Below are 18,137 nucleotides of genomic sequence, written 5' to 3'. Positions count from 1 at the left end.
CTTTATTATGCTGCGATCGCTTGGCGAGCCGTTGCCATCGTCAGCTTGCGCTCGGCGCGCTCCTGCTGCGGTGAACGGTTGTAAAGTTCGCGATAACACTTCGAGAAGTGCGATGCGGAGACGAAGCCGCAAGCGACTGCGACTTCGACGACCGGCATCGAAGACTGCACCAGCAGGTGACGGGCGCGATCGAGCCGGATCTCCAGATAGTAGCGGGCGGGAGACCGGCCCATTTCCTGCCGGAAAAGCCGCTCGATCTGGCGGCGGGACAGGCCGGCGCCATCCGCGATCTCAAGCAGCGACAGAGGTTCGGCGAGATTGCCTTCCATCAGTTCGATGATCGACAGAACCTTGGAATTCTGGACACCGAGGCGGGCGCGTAGCGGCAGGCGCTGACGGTCGTGCGGACTGCGGACGCGATCGGTCAGATGCTGCTCGCAGACACGGTTGACGAGCGCTTCGCCGAAATCCTGGCCGATGAGGTTCAACATCATGTCGAGCGAAGCGGTCCCGCCGGCGCAGGTGTAGAGATTGCTGTCCACTTCATAGAGGTCGGCATAGACCTCCGCCTGCGGAAAGGCTTCGGAGAAGCCCGGCAGGTTTTCCCAGTGGATCGCGCAGCGCTTGCCGTTCAAGAGCCCGGCTTGAGCAAGCACATGCGCGCCCGTACAGAGACTGCCGACGGCCACGCCGCGATTGTAGGATTCGCGAAGCCAGGCATTGACGGACTTGTTGTTGAAATCCTCGACATCGATTCCCGAACAGACGAGCACCATGTTCGGGCGGTTTTCACCGCCAAGATGCCGGCGCTCTTCGGCAAGCGACGAATTTGCCTCGACGCCGATGCCGCAGGAGGAATAGACCTTGTTGCCGTCGACCGAGGTCAGCCGCCAGGTATAAGCCTGATAGCCGAGCATGCGGTTGGCGATGCGCAGCGTGTCGATCGCCGCCGAAAAGGGCAGCATGGTGAACTGGGGAACCATAAAGAAGACGAGAGAACGCTTCTTGGTCAGCATCTTGTTCATGAGAAAAAATCCATGCTCGAGGGCGATTGCCTATTCGTTGCGTGGAATGCGTCGTTCTGATGTCTCCAAAGCGACATTCGCATGGAAAAATGCGGCCGTGAAGAGCTATTTTGCGACATTGGCGAATTTGATCGTCGTCAAATGACGAAGACAGTCGGCAAAAGTTGCGGCATCGGCCTGTCTGAAGATATATGTCTTTAGAATTCAAGATTAAATCTGCGGATCGCTGAAATGATGAAGGCGGCGCTGCCGCGGGCTGGCGCCGCCTTCAAGCGGGGAGGTATGTCGCATTCATTACATAACCTTGCGTTCATCCGCGTCGTCCGCAGACGGCCAACCAATATCCTTGCGAATGTCGAAAGGCATGGATTCGATTTCCCGCGCATTCTGCCACTGGTGCCAGGAATGTGCGAGCCTGCGGGCAAGGCTTGCTACATCAAAGTGCGCGTCGGAGGATGAGCTCTTGCCATCCCGGTAACCGATCGTAGTCATCGTCGTTTCCTTTCTCACGGGGTTTGCGCTTGATGCTTAATATGCTCCTTGGCCATCCATCAAACAAACGAATAGATTTTATGGATACGATCAGATTTGTTGAACCTATCGGAGCGGTTCACGTTTACCGCCGTAGCCGCATGTAGTTGTCCGGACAAGTTATTTGCGACGCGAAAACCAAGAAATTCATACGTATTCTAGGTTTAATCGCGATTTCTGAATCGCGTTTTTTCGGTTGACGCTAAAGAAATCAACTATTTACTGCATCGAGCAGGGTAGGCAATGTGCCTGTTTTGATCCGGCGAAAAAACAAAATAGTTGCGACGCGTTTCCAAGAAATATCGATTGACTGCGCAGAGATAGAAGCTGGCGATGAGCGGCCTTGCGCGGTTCTCCCGCATGCACAGCGCCTCAGCGAGCGACTTTGCACTCTGGCTTGAGTTGCACCATGCCAGGGCTTACGGAGAGATGGCCGAGGGCATGGCCCCATATCAGCGGAGACGATCACGGGTTTCGCTAGTCACTCGCGTCAATCGGGCTTAGGTCTGAATTTCATCCCGTCTATCTGTCCCCAATCATCGTACAGCAAGACGACTCCGTTTCGAGCAAAAGCATCCAGAATCTTACTAGGCGACTCGTCGGCGACCTTGCCATCCTTTTCAACTTGATACACCGTGCGTGAGGCGACACCGGCCCTCCTTGCGAACTCTGTGTGGCCTAGTCCCGTATGCTCTTGCTGCGCGCGCAATGGTTGGGGGAGAATTACCATTTGTTCAGAAACACCCCGCTGCGGGTCCTGAGCTTAGAGGCATGCTCCGCGGCAGGCTTGCCAGAACAGCGGGCTAGAGGGGTGACAACGATCGCGCAAAACTGGTGGCAATGTGGCACCATCCAACGGCAGGTTTGGTTTAGATGGTTTTGATGCCGGAGTTCGGATGTGGTGGCTTCCATCGCACGCCGGTTCCCTCGAGGTGGTTGGCTTCGACATTCGCTGCGATAAACTGAACCTGCCGCTCTTCGAAGAACCGCCGAAGCTTTTCGTTCGCCTTAGCGGTAATCGGTTTTTTGCCGAGCTCGAATTCGCCCAATGCCTTTTGTGTGATGCCGGCTTTCTTGGCGAGTTCCACCTGGCTCAGTCCAAGAAGGGCTCTCGCAGCCCGGATCAAATCACCAGTCAGCAACGTGGTCATGTCTTGCAGAAACCGGCTTGGGGGAGCTAAGTCAAATATGACGTAAATTACGTCGTTTTTGACTTGAGAATTGTTAATAAACCTGTAAATGAAGACTTCAACGTTGGCGGCTCCCGGTGAGTCGCAAAGTTGACGAGGCTCAACGCGCCAGTACTAAGGTACCAAAGGTATGGAGGCATCGGGATGCACACGAGTGATTCAGTTTTTCAGGCATGGTTTGGGATGTCTCGGACATGTTTTATAGAGAGCCTTCGATGCCTTGCAGATGATCTCGAGAACGTCGATCAGTGCGCTCAGGCGCTATCTCCTGACGTGGCGATCAACACGTGGGCACTGGCAAAGCGCGCTGTACCTTGCCTGATAGGACGCCCGATTGGGCACCCTTCTGTCGCGGATGGAAAACCGGCCGCGTCGAGCGAACTCTTCTATCTCGATCCCGAGCGCGGGATCGCACGGACGATGTCGCGTTGGTATCGGCTGGGCACGCGGGTCGATGTTGAATACTGGAGCGATCGCGTTGCCGGCAATCTATGAAGGTTAAATTTTTCTGCGCTCAGCGCCGAGCTGTCTGAGCCATTCGGAACCTTGAAATTCGAGGAGAGGACAATGCCGACAAGACGTTCTGGCAAACGAACTCGTGTGCCCTGGAAGCCGGAAACGCAAGTCCGCAACACGGCCGTCACGTTACCTGTCTTCATTGCATACTGCGGGATCGCGGCATCGCTCCGAGCTTGGAATATACCGAATTCCAAATTCATCGTGACCCTTCAGGCGAGGGACGATTTCTACTATCCGGTCTATGCGGAGGCGGCCGAGGTCTTTGCTGCTGGAATTTGGCAGCTGCTGGAGTTTACTTCGTGTGCTTACGAGTGGAAGGACCGGTCATTTCGCGATGAGATGCTAGCTCACAGAAATGAAAGAGCGATCTTCATTGCTCCGCCTGACTACAATCTCGATGACGGCGACAGATTATTTTCCGACGCTGTCTTGAATTTGAGCCCGCGGACGAGAAGACATGCAGAGGCGGCGCTTCGACGTGCTGGTCTGCCACCCTCTGACCGGGACGTCGAATTGCTTCTCTCGGAGCCTTGGCCACGGCTGGTAAAGGCTTTCCAGGAGCGTCGCCATCCCATCCTTGCCTTGGAAAGATTGCGAAGTTATCGGCCCGTGCCGGCGAAGCCCGTACCGGAAGTCGCCAATCAGCCGAGGCCGACACTTGCTGACATGCATGGTTATGGGCCTGCGCTCGTTTGGGGAGACAATCTCGCGAAGGACCTCGCCGACTACAAGGCGGGCGTCCTCCCATGGAGCGATGTCGACACCGGAGTCTTACTTTCCGGGCCCCCGGGTATCGGAAAAACGATGTTTGCGAGCGCGTTGGCGAACACTTGCCGTGTGCCGATCATTTACGGGTCGGTTTCTCAATGGCAGGAAGCCGGGGCGCTCGACAATCATTTGAAAGCAATGCGCGCTTCCTTTGCCGAAGCAATGGCGAAAGCTCCGTCGATTCTATTCATTGACGAGATTGATACCTTTGGCGATCGGACGGAGAGGGATCGAAACAGCGGCTATTTCCGAAGCGCGATGGCGGGATTCCTGGAATTACTGGATGGTTTCGATCGTCGCCAGGGCGTGGTCGTGGTTGGAGCTTGTAATTATCCAGACCAGCTCGATCCTGCTGTGCGGCGAGCCGGGCGGTTGGATCGGCACTTCGAGATTACGCTTCCGGATGTACAGTCCAGGCTGTCGATCTTGGGATTTCATAGCGGCATCGTGCTAGATCAATCTCAAGCCGAGAAGTTCGGCATCGCGACCGGGGGTTTGTCGGGTGCCGATATCGAACAACTTGTCCGGGATGCCAAGCGGGCGGCGCGGCGGCGTCGGGAAGCCCTTTCGGGAAACCATGTGATCGAGCAACTGCGGCCGCTGACCGAGCTCACGGAGGAATACGTTCGCGCTCTCGCTGTCCACGAGGCAGGCCACGCCCTCGTTGCAATCGAAATCGGCCACGGGCAGGTAACCGAGGTCAAGATTTCGCGATACAGGATAGACGGCAAATCTGGTGAATTGGGATACGTGCAGTATGGTCAAACTGACGCTCGACCAAAGACAAGTGCCGATTATCTCAATGCGATCGCCGTGTGTCTTGGCGGCATAGCCGCCGAACTGGAAATCTTCGGATCATTTGCAGACGGCTCTTCCGGCTCTGAAACCGCAGACCTGAACAGGGCAACGGAACTCGCGACAATGCTCGAGGGCGGTCTTGGTATGGGGCACACGCTCGTCGTCGAGGGGCATCGACCGGGGCACCTCGAGCGGTTGCGCACTTATAATCCCGAGCTTCGGATGCACGTTCACGACGTCTTGCAGAGGGAGTTCGAGCGCGCGAGGTCGATAATTCAGACCCGCCGGACGGCTCTCGACGCCATCGTCGAACGTTTGATGGAAACGAATGCCATGAAGGGCGATGAGGTCATCGACATCGTACAACGACATAAAATGCCGAGGGTAAGCCTTGCGAAGCTGCCACGTCGCGACATGGGGGCATAGATGGCGAGGAAACGCCGAGGAAGGCGGAGTTATCGTCGCGACACGAAGGGACCTGATAGAAAAAAGTCGCTTGGGTCGGGTCTCGACGAGATCGGCTTTCAGCCGCTTGGACGCCGCATTGTGCTTGAAAGCGCGTGTGATGCGGAAGGACCGTTAAAACACCCAGCTCCGAGCGGTGCCCACTACGACCGTAGCACTGGCCGGATTACAGTCGAGTTCAACAATGGCTCGGCCTTCATGGTACCTGCTCGATCTCTCCAGGGCTTGGTTGAAGCATCCGAGAGTGACATTGCCGAAGTCGAAGTGCTTGGGGAGACGGGCCTTCACTGGGAGAGTCTCGATGTCGACCACGAGATCGCGCTCCTGATCAGCGGAGTTTTCGGCACCCCCAGTTTCATCGCGGAATCTGCGACGCGCGCCATGGAACTGCATAACAAAATGCAAAATTTAACAGTCACCGCCTGGGCTGGCCCCGTTATCGACTATCTCTCGCACAATATTCCCTACAATCATGAGGTGGGTTGGGAACATTACCACATGACCGCCTACGAAGTCGGGTGCTTGGTCCTAGCGGCGCTGGGCCAGGCGGACGAGATCGACGGAGGAGCTAGACCGCGCCTTTCACCCGTACTTTCCGATGTTCCGCCAAGATGGGACGACATATCGACCGCCGTCATTTATGTCGCCGCACAGAACGCGCAGTTGCAGTACCGGCCGTTCAGAAATCGCGTTCCTTCGTCAAAGGCGGACGCCGGTGACGATTCGTCAGAACCCAATATCGCGGCTGCCAACGGAGTTGGTCCAGCCTATGCGACATCCGAGGCATATTCGGTTTTGGAGGCTCTTGGACTCGTGCGGGAAGAGCGTTGGACAAAGGCCGCCGAAACCGTTCTCTGGCGAGACAATCCGAGGGAGTGGAACCTTGAATTTACGAGCGATGCTAGGTTTATCATGGCGGCTTTCGACGCTGCCGCGGCCATCCCTGAGGACATCCGCTCCCAAATAGACACGATTGTTGCCGCAACAAGTGAGGAGACGACGAGGGTGGTGCAGACGCCAAATCTCGAGAATGAAGGTAAATCTGACTTCCCTCCCGATGCCGTTCCGCCAAAAAGGTTACGCAGCATGCTTGAGGATTCCCGACGTCATCATCTTGATGTCTTGTTTTTTCGCCGGTGGCGTTTCAGCGACGGTTGGCTCTCCGCTAACGAGGCGAAATCCACTCTCGAAATTCATCACGATGCCCTGGCAATTTCGATGAGAAAGGCCGTGATGTCGTGGCTCTATCCAAGTCTGCCACTACTGGCCCTTTGACTGGCTTTTCGAGGCGGCGTCCTCTTTTTCCTCTGCCGAATTAGGACAGCATTCATGAAACTCTGGATCATCTCCGACATTCACCTCGAGTTCGGCGAACCTTTTTTGCAGACCCCGCGAGACGACGTCGACGTCCTGGTTTGTGCGGGCGACGTTCTGACCAAAGGTCTCGTCCCGAGCCTTCGATGGCTAGCCGACACGATCGCTCGTGAAATTCCTGTCATCTTCGTTGCGGGCAATCATGACTTCTATGGAGCGTCGATCGAGGAAAGCATTCGGGATTCCCGCGAATTCGCCGCTGGCTTTTCAAACGTCCATTTCCTGGAAAACGACGCAGTCGAGATCGGCGGTGTCAGGTTTATCGGCGGAACCCTTTGGACCGATTTCCGGCTGTTCGGCCGAAATCCCAGTGTCAGCATGTCGTACGCCGAAAGCGGGATGAACGACTTCAAGAAGATCAAGTTCTCAAAGGCACCGTACCGCAAATTCAAGCCGATCCACGCTTACCGGAAGCATATCGAAACTCGGGATTTCATTGCGGCAGACCTGCGCAAGCATACCCGACCGAAGTCAGTTGTCGTTACGCACCACGCTCCGTCTCCACGTGCGATCGCCCTCGGTTTTCGACACGATCCACTCTCCGCCTGCTATGCTTCGGATTTGGAAGACCTGATAACGGAGGCGGGGCCGACATTGTGGGTGCATGGCCACGTGCACCACCGGAATGACTACATCATCGGGTCCACGAGAGTCGTCTCGAATTCGAGAGGATATCCGGGCGAGGCCACTGGTTTCGACCCAACCTTCACGATCAAAATATAGGGCCAAAAAGACGCGCTGTGCCGTGAGCTTCCCCGACCAGTGCTTCGGTGTCTCAATGTTTGAGACACGCATTATGGACGGAAATGCCTTCTATCCGGGCATCGCGACTGCTTATTTATCGTGGCAGCAGGACGAGACTGTCGCGGCGCTCGTTGTTGGTGCCTACGGGGCATGACATCCCGCCTCTCGTCAAAAAATGGAGTGGTATTTCGCAGGTCAACTCGGCGCGGAAACATTCGTATCCCCCGTTTGAGGGATACGTTCTCTCCATAAACTACTTATGATGAACCTCGATATGTTTTGGTATCAGCCTCCGAAAGGTAGGCGCATCGACCGCCTGCGAGAGAATCGGCGCATGTTAGAACAAGGTGTCTCCCGATGAATGGAAAAATTATTTCGAGCTTTAAGACATGTCTGAATTATACAATTATGTTTTTCGCATCTATAACTTCTTTTGTAATAGTAATGCCGCAAACAACATTCGCAGGTGTTTATTATAGTAGCGACCCAGCTGTAGCCAGAGAAGAGCGTGCACAGTACGAATATTTTAAAACCCAATGTCCAGATGACAGAGAGAATGATCTTTACGGAGAGCGTTATTATAGATGCGTAGAAGATTTATTTGATCGTTGGCAGTCGTCTAGGAAAAGTAAAAACGTCGCAAGGCCCGCGCCCAAGAAAGAACGCTCAGTGCGAAAGAAAGAAGGCTACATTGGCAAATCACAAGATGCGGGCAATTTGACCGATCCCGCGAACGTAGAACCTGATCCCGATTGGGCTCGTGATACAAGAAAGCGGATTCTCGACGGCAAAGGGGAGAAGGAGGTTGCCGTCAACCACAACCCCAATCGGCTGGCACCTTATGGTGCCTCGTCGTGCGCTGAGATCAAGCCGGCAGCCAACAGGGGTACGATTGACTGGGACTGGGTCACCGTCAGAAACAAATGCTCCTACCCCTTGAAGGTCCTCACGTGCTATTACGACAAAGGCGAGGATGCCAGATGTGCAACTCACAACAAGAATGCGACCTGGGGCTTATCGGGGACGATCAACCCCGGCGGAATGGTGACTAGCGTGGCGACCTCGAAGCAGTGGCCATGGTTCGTGAAGGTTATCGTCTGCGATATGCGAGACGGAAACAACCTCCTGTGCGTGCCGCCCGAACGTCTCACAAAATAGGAACCCCTAGTCAGCATCAGCGGTGTGCATCGCATCTATCGCCGCAAGGGTGCCTTTGCCATACCGGCCATCGACGACACCCTGGTAAAAGCCGCGGTCGATCAGTCGTTGCTGGAAGGCTTTGAGGAACTCCGGTGCCCAATTGGCCCAACCTGCCTTCAGGTGGTCCCGAGCCACGGAACTCTTCTGCACGGCCAGTTCCGCGAGATCGACAGCAAGGGCAGTGTCCTTTCTGACGCCCTGACCTCGCGAAAACAAAGCCGCGAGATTGAGATTGGCGTAGGTGTTACCGGCCGCGGCCGCCTTCTCATACCAGATGCCAGCCTCACGGTAGTTCTGGCGGACGCCCTTTTCGTCGTGATAAAGGACCCCGATTTCGTTCATTGCTCTCCCGTCGCCTGCGTCGGCAGCTTTCCTGTACCAGGCGAGAGCTTCCTTGTAGTTGCGCTTGACCCCTTTGCCGTCGGCGTAGAGGAGGCCGACATTCGACATGGCAACCCGATTTCCTGCTTCGGCCCCCTTCTTATACCACTCCATGGCCGCGGCATAATCGGGCGGGGTGGAGGTTTGACGAAGCCAGCCCAACTGGTTGAATGCACTATCGTCGCCTTTCTCTGCTGCCATGATGTACCATCTGCTCGCCTCCGTTAGGTCCTTCGGAACTCCTTTGCCGTTTAAGTACAGATAGCCGATATCGCGCATCGCGCCCGTCGATCCATTTTCAGCGGCTTTTCTGTACCACTCGATCGCTTTGAGGGTGTCCTTCTCTACGCCCTTGCCGTATTCATACAATGCCCCGAGGTTCCTCATCGACCCGTGGTGACCGGCCTCCGCTCCTTGCTCGAACCACCGCCTGGCTTCAGGATAGCTTTGCGCGACCCCTTTTCCGTAGTAGTACAAATCCCCAATCTCGTTAGCAGCGTCGCCCAGCTTGGCCGCAGCAAGTACGTAGAACTTCATGGCTTCCGTATAGTCTTGCGGAACGCCGTCACCCTGTTCGTAGGCATTGCCGAGGTTCACCGCGGCCCGCAGGCTTCCTAGTTCGAATGCTTTTCGATACCGTTTCAAGGCGACGTCACGGTTGGCCACTCCGCTTGCGGGATCGTCATAAATATCGCCCATGAGCAGGAATGCATCTGCTGTTGACGCCTGAAGGTACCAATGAATGGCCTTATCGATGTTTTTCTCGACTCCCCAACCATATTGAAACGATAGGCCCGCGCTCTCGGCACCATCGACGCTGCCAGCTTCGGCCGCTTCGATGAATAGTTTGAGGGCTTTTACATCGTCTTCGGCAACGCCCTTGCCACTTTCGTACATCCATCCCAGACGAGCCGTTGCAGACGCGCTACCGAGTTCGCTGGCCTTGCTGTAGTAAGCCAGCGCATTTTCATAGTCTTCAACGGCATCGTAGGCACGACCAGCTTGATAGGTGAGCCGCGGGCTGCCGGGGTGGGATTCGACCGCGGCAAGACAGGCGGTGACTGACTCCGGAGACGGTTTCTCTATTCCCGTGACGGACGCAAGACGCTGCTTGTCATCGGGGTGCGCGGCAAGACGATCACATTCGGTCTCGGGGACGCCATCATGGAAATCAGACTGTATGGTTTCTCTGCTGTCAGCTGCCGTCGCGGTCGAAGACAGGAGAATGACCAGCGCGACAGAATTCCAGCCAGTCTGAGACAGGCTCCAGCGTCGAAATCTCTTTAGCATGCGTGCGCCCCGCGATCTCCACTCATCATCGCTGTTATCACGTGAGTCCGCGTGACGCGTACTCCAAATGCGGGAGGCGTCTGCCCTCAAACTGTGAAATAGCAAGAGATGAAACATTATCGGAGCGCGCAATGTATCCCAAACCAATTCTATTGACTGCCTGCTATGTGGCGCTCACCTCGTTCGCCGCTGCAGCGGACTGCAATTTCGCCAAGCCGATAGGAGGATGTCGCGCCACCATCTCGATCGACAGCGTTTCAGGCTCGAAGGGCAGCTATTCGGCCGAGGTCACGGTCAAGAGTTCCGCAGGGGCATGTTCGAAGGTGGAGTATTATTTGGACAATACGCCTCAGACCACTGTGATCCGCAGTGGAAGTTCGGAGCCAGAAAGCCTGTTTGGTACGAAGCCCATCACGAAGAAGAGCATATCGGCCCGGAAGTGCACGTCCTATGCGAACGCCAATGCAAGCAAGGACAGCGCCGGCAATAGAGCGATCGGTCCCGAGTTCTTCGAAGGACGGTGGCAGGGGTCCGTTGGCATGCTGCTGCTGAGGGCAGGACTTGTTCTCGATCTCTCGGTTGAGGGGAATGAGGTCAGAGGAACATCCACGGCACAGAACAGCGGAGAAGTCGTCCAGGTGAACGGCACTGTAAGCGGCGGAGTGCTCACCTACACCTACGCGCAGCCAGCGGACGGGAGGCCTGCCTCTGTAAGGATAACGAGGAAGTCTGCGAATTCCATTTCCTACAGCGGCAGTGCAAGCGGCGTGACGCTGTCAGGTACGTTGCAAAGGCTGTAACACACAAATCACACGGACGGATTTAGCATTGTCCCGCGAAACCTGCCTACAAATACCAGAGCCGTCTCGGCAGCCGATCGTCAAGCGATGCCGACGGACAGACCTATGGCGTACTGTTTGACAGACCCTTCCGGTCAAGCTCGGTCTCTCAATGTTCGCACTCAGACGAGAAGGGTCTTCGCGCAGACGGGAGCGGGATACGAAGTGGTTGTTTCCCTTGGAAGACGGCGACAGCGATTGGGAAAGCCGAGAGCAAGGGGATTGCCGGAGTTTCTCGACTTACGAGTTGAGGTGTTACGTTGTGCCGGGAGTTGCTGAAATGAAGAGCGCTGATCTCATGAAAGATCGGACGCGGGAAGATCAATGAGGTTCAGGCGTGTCAGGAGTGTCGCTAGTTCTGCCTGCCGTCCCGTATTCGTCTTACTAAAGATGGAGCGCAGATGAGTCCGTGCCGTTTCGTAGGATATCGATCTGTCCTTCGCGACTGTTTGCAAGGTCATTCCTTGAGAGATCATCGTTGCGATGGTCGCTTCGGTGGCTGTGAGCCCGAAAAGTTGGCGGAGCTGTTGCTGATTTTGCCTTTGTTTCCGGCCGACATCCTCAATGAGGCAAACGCCAACCGAGTGCGCAAAGAAATCCGGTAGATTGCCGCCCAGGCGTTGTATGCGCAGCACCATAGGTCGCATGCCGTCCCGTGGTATCGTGAGCGGGCGTGAAGGTTCGTCGGGTCGGAGCCATCTCTCCGTCGTTACCGAGCGCATTCGCTTTTGGATGGCTGTGGTCACTTCGGGGACACGAGAACAAATGGTCCGGTTGCTGAGGTATATCTCGTCTCCGAAGAGTCTCTCAGCGTCAGGTGTCACCTCCGTCACGCGGCAGAGCCGGTCGAAGAATATCGCTGCGACACCTGTCGCCCGGAATGCATCGACCATCCCGCCGATCCTGCTCGCCGACATACCCCGCATGATCATGGCGGATGCCATCAGGCGCTCGCGGGCGTTCTGGAGTACCGCGGCTTCCTCATCGCTGAAAACGTCGGAGCTGAGCGTCCTGTGCAGGGTAAGACAGAGGAGGTCCTCCGGTGACGAAAAGCCGATTATGCATGTCCGGCCGATGCCGTGTTCCGCCTGGAAGCGATAGTACTCCAGGTGCTCGAACTGGTCGCGGGTGGTGTACTGCTGGTCCCGCATCGTTCCGTCCCTCATCATGAGGGGAATGCCGCGGAGACGCCATTCGTTGATGTGCCAGCCATTGGCGAAGTAGTCTTCCAGGGCGGGCTTAACACTTTCGGTGGCGATGATCAGGTCAGGAGACCGCGCATTCGCCGGAATGATATTTGCGCCGAATGAACCAGTTGCGGCGGTTAGACTATCCAGAATTTGCGGCCACAATGACGCATCGACCGCTGCTTCCAACGACTTGTCGAGTGCTTGATCCAGCCTGCACAGATCAATAGGCATCGGGTCTACCAGACATCATTCTTTCGACGGAACCTGCGACCACGTTGTTGGAGAGTTCGATGCTGACTCCCGAACCGCTGGTGGCATCGGTGACACTATGCGCAGGATGGTGATCTCCGGTGTGCTGGCTCGGATCGCAATCAGGCTTGTCTAAGAGAATGAGCATAAGCAACTGTAATACAAACAAAAACGAGACTTCAGCACAGGCTACACAAGAAATCCCGGAAGTAAAGATGAAACTTCTTGTTTCGAATGCCAGGTCTGGTCTTTTCGAGCGCCGCAACAGTTCCGACTTCAGGCATAAAGGAAAGCCTAACGCAATTGGAGTATGTGTTGCGACAAGAGAACGTGTTATTAAAGTATGAAAGGGCTGTTAAGAAACAATTAGAACTATGAAAACTACATCTAATACAAATAATGAAGATGTTATTGCAGCCTACATGGCAATGTATGAGATTAGCCTCAACGAAGCCATCATTATGTCAAGCCGGGAAACACCCAAGGAGCGTCTTGAGACATGCCTTGAGTGGCGTGCCATTTACGAACACTCTTCACCGATATTTGAGCGATTTCCCATGACCTCCAACATTCCCATTGATGTCTTGCCTCTCAAAGAGCTTGGCATAGGGACAGCAAAGGATCACTTCGCCGCCAGGGAAACCCATCTGATTAAACGATGGACGCCCGTTGGAAACTGGTTCCACGACCGTGGGAGATTTGGGTTGGACCCGTACCAGAAGTCTACAGGCGGAAAAATCCTCCCTCGTGTTTCCGGGAGTTTGCGTGACGGAACTCCATTCTCGGGCGTCAATTTCGCGAGCCAGGACTACTTGTCGCTGTCGTCACACCCACGTTTGGTGAAGGCGGCAAGCGATGCAGCAACGCACTTTGGAGTCCATAGCGCCGGGTCAGCCGCATTGATGGGCAATTCTGATCTTTCGTTGGAATTGGAGAAAAAATTAGAAGAGTTTCTGCGTTTCAAGGAATGCACACTGTTTCCGACGGGCTGGACAGCCGGGTATGGCATCGTGAAAATGCTGGCGCAGTCCGGTGACCATATTGTTATGGACATTCTGGCCCACGCCTGCCTGCAGGAAGGCGCAGAAGCTTCAGGAGCCAAAATCCATCGTTTCCCGCATCTGTCGAATGAGGGTGTGGAGCGGCGGTTAAAGCGGATCAGGACGAGTGAGCCGTCGTCGGGAATCCTGGTTGTTACGGAGACGCTGTTTTCAATGGACAGCGATAGCCCTGACATAAAAGAACTCCAAGCAATCTGTTCCGCTTACAACGCAGTTCTTCTGGTTGACTGCGCACACGATCTTGGCTGCATCGGGCCAACTGGAAGGGGCATTCTCGAACTTCAGGATATGGTGGGAAAGGTTGATGTCCTGCTTGGCACCTTTTCCAAAACCTTTGCGTCGATCGGGGGCTTCGTTGCCACCCAATTTGACGGCTTTCGCACCGCCGTTCGCGCCTGCTGCGGTCCCCAGACGTTCACAAACGCGATGACGCCCATCCAGGCCGCCGTGATACTGGAGGCGTTTCGGATCGTTGAGAGCGATGAAGGTCAGCACCGCCGCCTCAAACTTCGCGACAACATTGATTATCTTCGGACGCAGTTGAAGCGTCACAGCTTTGTGGCGCTTGGCGAACCGAGCGCCATCGTGCCGGTTGTAGTGGGAGATTGTAGTGCTGCGCGAACAATGACATCATTTATGATTACAAACGGGGCAGCTGTGAATCTTGTCGAGTCACCTGCGGTCGCTAAAAATCAATCGCGCTGGCGACTCCAGGTGATGTCAGATCATTCACATGCTGACATCGACTCCTTCATCGAGTGCGCTCTTAAAGCTCGAGCCGATATCGCGAGGGGAAGCGTCGAAAAGAGGCTAGGGGGCCACCCTACCTTGATTGCGGCCGCCGCCGATTAATCCGTCTGGCGATGTGGGCATCACCACTTCAACGCCGTTCGTTGGAACCGATGCAAAGGCGAGTACCTACCGCCGACATTTTGGGCACGGCCGAAGTGGTCGCAAACCACTCTTCTCTCCTACAGTCAGCCTCTGCTCCATTTGTGTGATGACTGAAACACTGGCACCGGTAGTCTCCTTTCGAAGATCGGTCTCCGGTTTAGAGTTGCGTGCCAAGCTGGGCCGCCGACAGACCGAGCATTATACGAGAGGATGGACGAACATGATTAAGACGGTTTACAGGTTTCTGATCGGGATGGCTGTCGCAGCCACGCCTCTCGCGAGCACATCGGCCCGGGCGGATAACTACGACATCTGCTACAATCAGATCGAAAGCCAGTTTGGGCCTTATACCGACATCACATGGATGGAGCGAGTGTGGGCCTGCACCGCCGAAATGGATGGTAAGGTTCCGAAGGAAACTGACCAAGCAAGCAAATCCGCTGGCGACTGTAACTTCGACAAGCGCGTTGGTTCCTGTAAAGCCCGAATTCGGGTCCAAAGCACTTCGGGCAGCAAGGGGAGTTATGCGGCCGAAATACTCGTCAGCAGCTCGGCTCCATCATGCTCGAAGGTGGAATACTACCTAGACAGCACGCCCTATCAAACAGTGCTCAAAAAAGGAAGCTCTGCGGGAGAGAGTGTGTTCGGAACTGCGCCGATCTCAAGCAGCTTCCCCCGACCAGTTTCTTTGAAAGGTCGGATAGCTCGGCAACCGTGGACGACGACGAGGAGGATCAGATTGATGACGAATCGATACTTGAGCGTTGCCAGAAGGTCTTCAACGAAGTCCGCCGCCTGAAGTGGCACTACCGCAGCCGCTGCGAGAGCCTTATTCGGTTCTCGAACGAGAACTTTTACGAAAGCAGTCTGATCACGTTCCCGGCTGCGAAGCCCGGGGCGTTTTCGGTTGACTTGCTTCGGGCCAATGGCACTTACCAGGCGCGGCGGAACCTGACCGAAGCCGAGCGGATTTCTGAAGAAGCCATTGAATTTATGCGGCATTTCGCGCGTTCGGACGAGGAGTCCATGCCAACCCTCGGGATCGTGGCGGTCAATACCGATCAGCGCGATCTGATTTCCGAGACCCTGCGGCGTCTGGCAGCCAATGATGAACTGGTCGATGAGTTCATGCTGAAGGCTGAGCGCAAGGGCGAACCTCTGTTCGTGAAGAACTTGGAGAATGTTCAGGGCGATGAGCGCGATTTCATCTTCATTTCGATGACCTACGGGCCAGAGCCCGGGCAGACGAGACCAAGACAACGATTTGGTCCTATCAACACAAATCAGGGCCATCGCCGCCTGAATGTGCTGTTCTCGCGTGCGCGCATCAGGATCGCGCTGTTCACCTCATTCGGTTCGGAAGACGTCAAACCAACGGAAACGAGCAAAGAGGGCGTCCATGTTCTGAAACGCTACCTTGAATATGCGGAATCCCGGGGTAAGAGCGCGATCGAAAGCATCAGTCAGGATGCCGATAGCGACTTTGAAGTCGAGGTTGCGAAACGTCTGCGTCTGCGCGGTTATCATGTCGACCTGCAGGTGGGTGTGACTGGCTACAAGATCGACATCGGTGTGCGCAATCCGGACGCGCCAGAATCTTTTCTGGCCGGTGTCGAGTGTGACGGTGCCCGGTACCATTCCAGCAAGAGCGCGCGAGATCGCGACCGTCTGCGCGAGGAGGTTCTCGGCGGGCTTGGATGGAAGATTGTTCGTGTATGGTCAACGGACTGGTTCGATAATCCGGATCGCGAGACAGACAAACTCGTCACCCGACTGGAAGCGATCCGGAGACAGACCCCCTCCATCTACCAGGATTACCGCCTGCACGGCACTTATACCGTTTCGGTCGCCCAAACCGTCGATGAGCCCGAGGCTCTCGAACCTGCGGAGCTTCTTGCGGACGTGCCCGTCGCGGCACCGGCGAAGCCAATAGAACCCATTTCGCAGTTGGATTTCGGTGCACTTCTCGATCGGGCCGATGATGGTCTTGAGCTGCTAAACAGCGATCGTTCGCTATCCGAACAGGAAGCGGTCCGCGCGTTAAGAGCCTTCCGAGATACTGAGATAAAGGCTCGAATGGATGAATGGGAACCGCACCGTTCGATCCTTCGCGACGGTCTGATCGAGACATTCATCAAACAGCGTGTCATTGACCCTGCAGAATGGTTTCACAAGGTGCCGCAATACCTAAGGTCCGGAACGGATGCGGTCGAGAAGCGGCTCTATCTGGAGCGCATCTGCGAAGTCATCGAACGCTTGAACTGAGGCACACTGAATGGCCGAGCGAGGTACCGACGTATAGAAACGGAGTGAACAATTGGCTGAAAACAACCAGGAATTCACTGCCCTTTTAAAGGCGGTGCCGAGAACCCAAAGCGTGACAACAGCACGTATCACAAAGCACTTGCCGAGGCTCGCCAGGCTTTCGAGGCCGCCGAGTGCGTTAAGGTGGGGCTTTTCGGGCACGTCATTTTAGAGAACAATCAAACTGTATGTGTTACGGGCCAACCGAAATCAAAGCGACCGACGTAGTGCGTGTCATGAAGACGTTGCAGGTCCTGTTCCCAATCACCGACGGCCTGATCATATGAAGGACTTCGCCGGTGCTTGGCGTTTCGCGCCAGCGCAGCAATTGTCTCCGCCATCTTGCGTAGCCGTCGGCTGGATTCCGGTGTTCCCCATGAATCCATATGCCAACTTGGCAGGATAGGAGGCAATACGAGCGTGAATACCCGGTCGAGGATCGCGTACCTCGTCGAAGAAGTAAGGACACTTCCCCGACCCACTTGGTATCCGAAAAAGGATAGAATTCCGTCTTTCGGAGCGTCAAATGAGTTCAAGCTTCCACTACCATTCAGAGCTTCCGTTGAGGGCCATTTGAAATATTCTTCACTAAGGGAGAGCAGTTCTGACTCAATTTTTGCCAGCTGGACAAGCGCTTTTTTTCGGACTTGTTCTGTTGCCGTTTGATTGAATGCCAAATTCAACTGCCTCAACCAGCGTTCCGTGTAAGTCATGCCTCGGGTTTTAGCGGGAGCTTTGCCACTTCCCAATTTCGTCGGGTGCGGTCTGTTTTCAGAAGCAAGCTTTCGCAGCTTGAAACCGTGTGCGTTTTCGGCAAATTCTTGCGCTAACAAGTGGATGGGTGGCGATGGAGTAATGCGGATGCGCTCGGCACCGATTGCCGTACGAGCGACAGTTAAGCATTCCCTCTTGGAAATACGCTCAGCCGAGATATCAATGTAGAGATATTCGCCTGAATACCGGATCGAATAAACCGCCTTGCGGATCGATACTCCTAACGCGTTGTCCGGCATTCTGAAAACAAGGAAATTGTCGATCAGGTGATGGAATTTACCTTCCTTGAATACCAGTATCTGTTTACTGATATCAGAAGGTGGCACCAACAGACTAGGAACCTTTTGCGCGGTAATTTTCTTGGTGAGCACCCTTCTGACTCGAATTGCTAATGCCTTCTCGGGCGACATCTGCAAGCCGACTCTCTTCGTCGACAATGATTTTGAGTTACGCCTTCTTTTCTTTCCCCGAGACACGGCTCCTCCGCGATCTTAGCTCCCAACCCTCCAAGCCGTTCCCGATGCGGTTGATTTCTTGCACC

Annotated in this window: 14 protein-coding genes; 8 read left to right on the top strand and 6 right to left on the bottom strand. The window is 55.1% G+C overall.

The genetic code is table 11. From position 1 onward, the window contains the following. Positions 1 to 5: 5 nt before the first annotated feature. From RGR602_RS11760 to RGR602_RS11745, 3 genes are all read right to left on the bottom strand, one after another. Positions 6 to 1,025: a GlxA family transcriptional regulator gene (locus RGR602_RS11760; RefSeq protein WP_039845252.1), complete on the bottom strand. Its 1,020-nt coding sequence runs from the start codon at positions 1,023 to 1,025 to the stop codon at positions 6 to 8. A gap of 294 nt (positions 1,026 to 1,319) precedes the next feature. Further along, positions 1,320 to 1,517, bottom strand: a complete 198-nt coding sequence (locus RGR602_RS11755; protein WP_028739595.1) for a hypothetical protein — start codon at positions 1,515 to 1,517, stop codon at positions 1,320 to 1,322. 908 nt (positions 1,518 to 2,425) lie between these two features. Further along, on the bottom strand, positions 2,426 to 2,707 hold the full coding sequence (locus RGR602_RS11745) for a helix-turn-helix domain-containing protein (protein WP_039845250.1): 282 nt from the start codon (positions 2,705 to 2,707) through the stop codon (positions 2,426 to 2,428). A 183-nt stretch (positions 2,708 to 2,890) separates the two neighbouring features. Here RGR602_RS11745 and RGR602_RS38270 point away from each other — a divergent pair, with 183 nt between their 5' ends. The 5 genes from RGR602_RS38270 (at position 2,891) to RGR602_RS37120 (ending at position 8,572) form a co-directional block, all read left to right on the top strand. Beyond that, positions 2,891 to 3,241 carry a DUF6634 family protein gene (locus RGR602_RS38270; protein WP_082046535.1) on the top strand — a complete coding sequence of 117 codons (351 nt, stop codon included), beginning with the start codon at positions 2,891 to 2,893 and terminating at the stop codon, positions 3,239 to 3,241. A gap of 72 nt (positions 3,242 to 3,313) precedes the next feature. Further along, on the top strand, positions 3,314 to 5,257 hold the full coding sequence (locus RGR602_RS11740) for an AAA family ATPase (RefSeq protein ID WP_039845249.1): 1,944 nt from the start codon (positions 3,314 to 3,316) through the stop codon (positions 5,255 to 5,257). After that, positions 5,258 to 6,571: a DUF2442 domain-containing protein gene (locus RGR602_RS11735; RefSeq protein ID WP_039845248.1), complete on the top strand. Its 1,314-nt coding sequence runs from the start codon at positions 5,258 to 5,260 to the stop codon at positions 6,569 to 6,571. A gap of 54 nt (positions 6,572 to 6,625) precedes the next feature. Beyond that, positions 6,626 to 7,393, top strand: a complete 768-nt coding sequence (locus tag RGR602_RS11730) for a metallophosphoesterase (protein ID WP_039845247.1) — start codon at positions 6,626 to 6,628, stop codon at positions 7,391 to 7,393. 378 nt (positions 7,394 to 7,771) lie between these two features. Continuing rightward, positions 7,772 to 8,572, top strand: coding sequence for a hypothetical protein (locus RGR602_RS37120; protein ID WP_170250998.1), 801 nt, complete (start codon positions 7,772 to 7,774; stop codon positions 8,570 to 8,572). 6 nt (positions 8,573 to 8,578) lie between these two features. Here the strand turns inward: RGR602_RS37120 and RGR602_RS11720 are convergent, their stop codons facing one another. Continuing rightward, positions 8,579 to 10,285 (bottom strand): SEL1-like repeat protein, encoded by a 1,707-nt coding sequence (locus RGR602_RS11720; RefSeq protein ID WP_052451545.1) that lies wholly within the window; start codon positions 10,283 to 10,285, stop codon positions 8,579 to 8,581. Between the two features lie 131 nt (positions 10,286 to 10,416). Between RGR602_RS11720 and RGR602_RS11715 the strand changes: the two genes are divergently transcribed. Further along, the gene (locus RGR602_RS11715; RefSeq protein WP_039845245.1) at positions 10,417 to 11,085 is read left to right on the top strand and encodes a hypothetical protein; all 669 of its coding nucleotides are present in this window, start codon (positions 10,417 to 10,419) and stop codon (positions 11,083 to 11,085) included. A gap of 335 nt (positions 11,086 to 11,420) precedes the next feature. Here the strand turns inward: RGR602_RS11715 and RGR602_RS11710 are convergent, their stop codons facing one another. Next, positions 11,421 to 12,545, bottom strand: coding sequence for a helix-turn-helix transcriptional regulator (locus RGR602_RS11710; RefSeq protein ID WP_039845244.1), 1,125 nt, complete (start codon positions 12,543 to 12,545; stop codon positions 11,421 to 11,423). A gap of 392 nt (positions 12,546 to 12,937) precedes the next feature. Between RGR602_RS11710 and RGR602_RS11705 the strand changes: the two genes are divergently transcribed. Both RGR602_RS11705 and RGR602_RS11700 read left to right on the top strand, forming a co-directional pair. Further along, positions 12,938 to 14,476, top strand: coding sequence for an aminotransferase class I/II-fold pyridoxal phosphate-dependent enzyme (locus RGR602_RS11705; protein ID WP_082046533.1), 1,539 nt, complete (start codon positions 12,938 to 12,940; stop codon positions 14,474 to 14,476). Between the two features lie 603 nt (positions 14,477 to 15,079). Continuing rightward, positions 15,080 to 16,783, top strand: a complete 1,704-nt coding sequence (locus RGR602_RS11700) for an AAA domain-containing protein (RefSeq protein WP_082046532.1) — start codon at positions 15,080 to 15,082, stop codon at positions 16,781 to 16,783. Positions 16,784 to 17,001: 218 nt separating this feature from the next. On the opposite strand, the gene RGR602_RS34860 is transcribed toward RGR602_RS11700, so the two are convergent. Then, positions 17,002 to 18,012 carry a hypothetical protein gene (locus tag RGR602_RS34860; RefSeq protein WP_170251151.1) on the bottom strand — a complete coding sequence of 337 codons (1,011 nt, stop codon included), beginning with the start codon at positions 18,010 to 18,012 and terminating at the stop codon, positions 17,002 to 17,004. Positions 18,013 to 18,137 lie beyond the last annotated feature (125 nt).

The organism is Rhizobium gallicum bv. gallicum R602sp (assembly GCF_000816845.1).
In the GTDB taxonomy this organism is placed as follows: Bacteria; Pseudomonadota; Alphaproteobacteria; order Rhizobiales; family Rhizobiaceae; genus Rhizobium; species Rhizobium gallicum.
The sequence above is the reverse complement of the archived record's forward strand: the minus strand, read 5'-3'. Positions and strand labels throughout refer to the sequence as shown.

Coding starts and splice junctions, on each gene's coding strand:
- RGR602_RS11720 (WP_052451545.1), bottom strand. CDS start 10,285: ATGCTAAAGAGATTTCGACGCTGGAGCCTGTCTCAGACTGGCTGGAAT.
- RGR602_RS37120 (WP_170250998.1), top strand. CDS start 7,772: ATGAATGGAAAAATTATTTCGAGCTTTAAGACATGTCTGAATTATACA.
- RGR602_RS11730 (WP_039845247.1), top strand. CDS start 6,626: ATGAAACTCTGGATCATCTCCGACATTCACCTCGAGTTCGGCGAACCT.
- RGR602_RS11735 (WP_039845248.1), top strand. CDS start 5,258: ATGGCGAGGAAACGCCGAGGAAGGCGGAGTTATCGTCGCGACACGAAG.
- RGR602_RS11700 (WP_082046532.1), top strand. CDS start 15,080: ATGCTCGAAGGTGGAATACTACCTAGACAGCACGCCCTATCAAACAGT.
- RGR602_RS11745 (WP_039845250.1), bottom strand. CDS start 2,707: ATGACCACGTTGCTGACTGGTGATTTGATCCGGGCTGCGAGAGCCCTT.
- RGR602_RS11740 (WP_039845249.1), top strand. CDS start 3,314: ATGCCGACAAGACGTTCTGGCAAACGAACTCGTGTGCCCTGGAAGCCG.
- RGR602_RS11755 (WP_028739595.1), bottom strand. CDS start 1,517: ATGACTACGATCGGTTACCGGGATGGCAAGAGCTCATCCTCCGACGCG.
- RGR602_RS11705 (WP_082046533.1), top strand. CDS start 12,938: ATGAAAACTACATCTAATACAAATAATGAAGATGTTATTGCAGCCTAC.
- RGR602_RS38270 (WP_082046535.1), top strand. CDS start 2,891: ATGCACACGAGTGATTCAGTTTTTCAGGCATGGTTTGGGATGTCTCGG.
- RGR602_RS11760 (WP_039845252.1), bottom strand. CDS start 1,025: ATGAACAAGATGCTGACCAAGAAGCGTTCTCTCGTCTTCTTTATGGTT.
- RGR602_RS11710 (WP_039845244.1), bottom strand. CDS start 12,545: ATGCCTATTGATCTGTGCAGGCTGGATCAAGCACTCGACAAGTCGTTG.
- RGR602_RS11715 (WP_039845245.1), top strand. CDS start 10,417: ATGTATCCCAAACCAATTCTATTGACTGCCTGCTATGTGGCGCTCACC.